Here is a 3,706-nt window from a genome sequence, read left to right as displayed (position 1 = left end):
CGAGTCGATGCTATTGATATCAGCAAGGAAGCATTGCACAAAGCTCGACGTGCTCTCTACAGCAGGAATTCCTTTCGGGGCAACCAACTACAGCAACAAAAACGCTATTTTAAGCAAACAGCAGATAGTTATGAATTATGTCAGTTGGTGCGCAATACCGTTAATTTTAAGCATGGTAATATTCTAGACCCCTTGGGCTTGGCTCAGAACAACTATGACATTATATTCTGCCGCAATTTATTGATTTATTTGGATAAATCTTCCCGGTTCCGTGCTATACAACTCTTAGATCGCTTATTAATGCCTAAAGGTTTGCTGTTTGTGGGGTCTGCTGAAACAGGAGTAATAACTACCAATCGATTTGTGTCAGTTCGCTATCCCTTTGCTTTTGCCTATCAGAAGGTGAAAGATCTTAGACAACCCCAGACCAGGAACTCTCAACAGGGGCGCAGGAGAAATTGGGAAACCTCATCGTCACTCCCGAGTCATAAGTCCCCAGTGACGCTGATCCATTCTCTCTATCCAATACAAGGGCAAAACCAGGACCAGGAGCAAGACCAGGAATACCAAACAAGATCATCTTCCCCCTCTGCTCTGGTTAATCGACAGTCTAAAGGAATCAAACAATCCTGCTTACAAAGGGAGCTTGAAAAGGGACAAGAATCCTTGCTTGAAAAAGCTAGGAGATTAGCCAATCAAGGAAATTTGGAGGAAGCGGTGACACTGTGCCAAACTTACCTAAGTCAAAATTTGACTAGTGCTGAGGCTTATGTGTTACTCGGAGAAGTCCATCAGGCCTTGGACAATGACGAGCAGGCTGAGCAATGCTTCCAGAAAGCAGTTTACCTGAAACCGAATTACTACGAAGCACTCTTTCATCTGGCTTTACTTCAAGAAAATCGTGGGGATCTGGCTAAAGCTACAGTAATCCGACAGCGAATTCAACGACTACAAAACTTAAAAAGTCAATAGCAACAGGGGCTACTTGGAATTAAATGAAAATTGCAACTAAACTACTAGGTCTACTAATATTCTCTAGTTTTACCATACTTTTAGGAGGGGGAATTACCTGGATAGAACTGTCAAAGTTAGCGGCTGAAATTGGTAAGATAGCTGAAGAATATCTCCCCCTTATCCAGCACATGACGGAAATGCAAGAAAGTCAACTTGCTCAGGGGGTTAATTTTCAACGGGCTTTTCGATTTAATTACCGATATGCAGAAAGCGCCACTGCTAGAAACACATTTAGTGAAGCCAGAGCGGAGTTCAACCGAAGGGATGGATTAGTAGAGGAGGCTTTTAGAAAAGTTGATAACATTCTCCAACGTCAAATCCAAAAAGCCTTAAGTAATCAGCAAAAAGAATACTGGTCAGATTTTAAATCTGAATTAGAGTTATATAAAATAATGCATGATCGTTATGGTAATAAATCTGAGGAAGCGTTCAGTTTACTTGTTAACAATAAACCCGAGCAAGCGGAATTTGCTGCAGAACGGATGGAAAAGTCCGCAGAAGAACTGAAAGCAGAAATGAGGAGTCTCTTGCAGCGAGCTGTTACATTATCTCAAAACTCAGCGAATCTTGCTAAAGAAGACCAAAAACGTACAATCAACATCGTACTGATTGCTTTCATTTTAATCATTGGGGCGACTCTAGGGTTTGGAATTTTTGTCACCCGCGATATCGTTAATTCGTTAAACAAAGCAGTAGATATAGCAGAAGAAGTTTCGGCTGGTAATCTGAGTACCAAGGTAGAAATTACCTCAACGGATGAGATTGGACAATTACTGGAATCTCTCAAAAAGATGACTGAAAACCTCAATTCATTGATCTATAAGGTGCAGCAGTCTGGGATCCAAATGACTAGCTCCACCACTCAAATTGCTGCCTCTGGTAAGCAATTAGAAGCAACCATGACCGAACAATTAGCCTCCACCAACGAGGTGACAAGCACAGCTCAAGAAATTGCCAATACCTCTGGGGAATTAGTTAAAACTATGGAGCAACTCGCTCAGCTGTCTCAAATTACTGCTGATGCTGCTAGCCATGGTCAACAAGACCTGATGCGTATGGAAAGTACCATGCGTCACTTAGCCAATGCTACTAGTTCTATTTCTGCCAAACTGGGGGTGATGAATGAAAAAGCCAATAATATCAGTAGCGTTGTCACCACTATTACTAAAGTAGCCGATCAGACTAATTTACTATCCCTCAACGCTGCCATTGAAGCGGAGAAAGCAGGAGAGTATGGGGCTGGTTTTGCGGTTGTGGCTCGGGAAATTCGGCGGCTAGCTGACCAAACGGCAGTGGCTACCCTAGAAATTGAGACCATGGTAAAAGAGATGCAATCAGCAGTGTCAACTGGGGTGATGGAAATGGATAAATTTAGCAAGGATGTCAGTACTAGTGTCGAAAATGTCGGCAAGATTAGTGAACAAATTGCTAAAGTAATTGAGCAAGTGCAGAGCCTGACTCCCCGGTTTGAGATGGTGAATCAAAGTGTTGAAGACCAATCAAAAAGTGCTCAACAAATTAGCGAGGCGATGGTTCAATTAAGCGAAGCCTCACAACAAACGGCTGATTCTCTAAGAGATACGAATAATGCTCTGGAACGATTGGATGATACTGCCCAAGGATTACAAACAGAAGTTTCGGTGTTTCAAGTTTAGACGTAAGCCGTCAGCCGTCAGCCTTCAGCTTTTTAATCACGGAAAACTTACGAAAAAGGCTCTGGAGACGAAGATATAAGTAGTTCTGGACAACCGTAAAGATGCTGATCGCTGATAGTTTAAGAATAGCGATCGCATAGGACAATCGGATATAGCGGTTTGCCACCCGCGCTAATTACAATAAGAAGAAGTAGTCAGTAGTTAGTAGTCAGTAGTTAGTAGTTAGTATCCTAACTTAACTTAACCTACACGCAAACCGCTATATGTTAAGCAAACACATTTCCAATCAGTTAAAGCTTCTGGGTCTAATTATTTTATCTCTATTTTTATCTCTATTGCTTGTTTTGGTATCAGGTTTCTCAGGGAAGAGCCAAGAGGATGATATTGTGTTGGGAATGTCTGCTGCATTTACAGGAGCATCTAGAAGTTTAGGCATTGAATTGTATAGAGGTTCAATGGCTTATATAGAAGATATTAATCCCCAAGGCGGTATCAATGGCAAACAAATTGTGATTCAGGCTTATGATGATGGATACAATCCCACTAGGGCGATTAAAAACACCATTAATTTGATTGAAAATGATGATGTATTTCTACTCTTTGATACTGGTATAGATTATACTACAAATTTGATTAATTCGCAAGTGGTACCCAGTTACAATGACACCTCCCTAGCTGCTGTAAGTGACTATCGAGCATTGATGGATCAATATAACCCGATGCCTCCGAAGAATTTCAGCTCGGCAGAATACAAACCCCTTAGGTATAGTTTTGTTAGTCTGGAAGGGTTTCTGAATGCAAAACTCCTAGTTGTGATTCTACAAATGATGGGGGATAAGGTTGACAAGGCTCGGCTCAGACAGGCGGTTGAGAAGGTCAAGAACCTTGACCTAGGGATGGGTGCATCTCATATTTGAAAATATTACGTAGGGTGCGTTAGGGGCGGCTCGCCGTCATTTTCCAGCTCGTAGCCAGCTTTGGGAAAGTCCGCCCCGTAACGCACCACCGAATCAAACAGCTTTTAGGAGATGCACCCG

Annotated in this window: 4 protein-coding genes; 3 read left to right on the top strand and 1 reads right to left on the bottom strand. The window is 42.1% G+C overall.

From position 1 onward, the window contains the following. The coding region (locus tag F6K53_RS35655; RefSeq protein ID WP_293084081.1) for a CheR family methyltransferase at positions 1-972 on the top strand (972 nt) is incomplete at its 5' end. A 23-nt stretch (positions 973-995) separates the two neighbouring features. Next, the gene (locus F6K53_RS35650) at positions 996-2,669 is read left to right on the top strand and encodes a methyl-accepting chemotaxis protein (protein WP_293084078.1); all 1,674 of its coding nucleotides are present in this window, start codon (positions 996-998) and stop codon (positions 2,667-2,669) included. A gap of 10 nt (positions 2,670-2,679) precedes the next feature. Here F6K53_RS35650 and F6K53_RS35645 read toward each other — a convergent pair whose 3' ends face one another. Next, positions 2,680-2,835, bottom strand: coding sequence for a hypothetical protein (locus F6K53_RS35645; protein ID WP_293084075.1), 156 nt, complete (start codon positions 2,833-2,835; stop codon positions 2,680-2,682). Positions 2,836-2,932: 97 nt separating this feature from the next. On the opposite strand from F6K53_RS35645, the gene F6K53_RS35640 reads away from it, so the two are divergent. Beyond that, positions 2,933-3,586: an ABC transporter substrate-binding protein gene (locus F6K53_RS35640; RefSeq protein WP_293084072.1), complete on the top strand. Its 654-nt coding sequence runs from the start codon at positions 2,933-2,935 to the stop codon at positions 3,584-3,586. The last annotated feature ends 120 nt before the right edge of the window (positions 3,587-3,706 follow it).

This window comes from Moorena sp. SIO4A1, from assembly GCF_010672065.1.
Lineage (GTDB): Bacteria > Cyanobacteriota > Cyanobacteriia > Cyanobacteriales > Coleofasciculaceae > Moorena.
This window is presented reverse-complemented; position numbering and strand designations above follow the sequence as displayed.

Coding starts and splice junctions, on each gene's coding strand:
- F6K53_RS35650 (WP_293084078.1), top strand. CDS start 996: ATGAAAATTGCAACTAAACTACTAGGTCTACTAATATTCTCTAGTTTT.
- F6K53_RS35640 (WP_293084072.1), top strand. CDS start 2,933: ATGTTAAGCAAACACATTTCCAATCAGTTAAAGCTTCTGGGTCTAATT.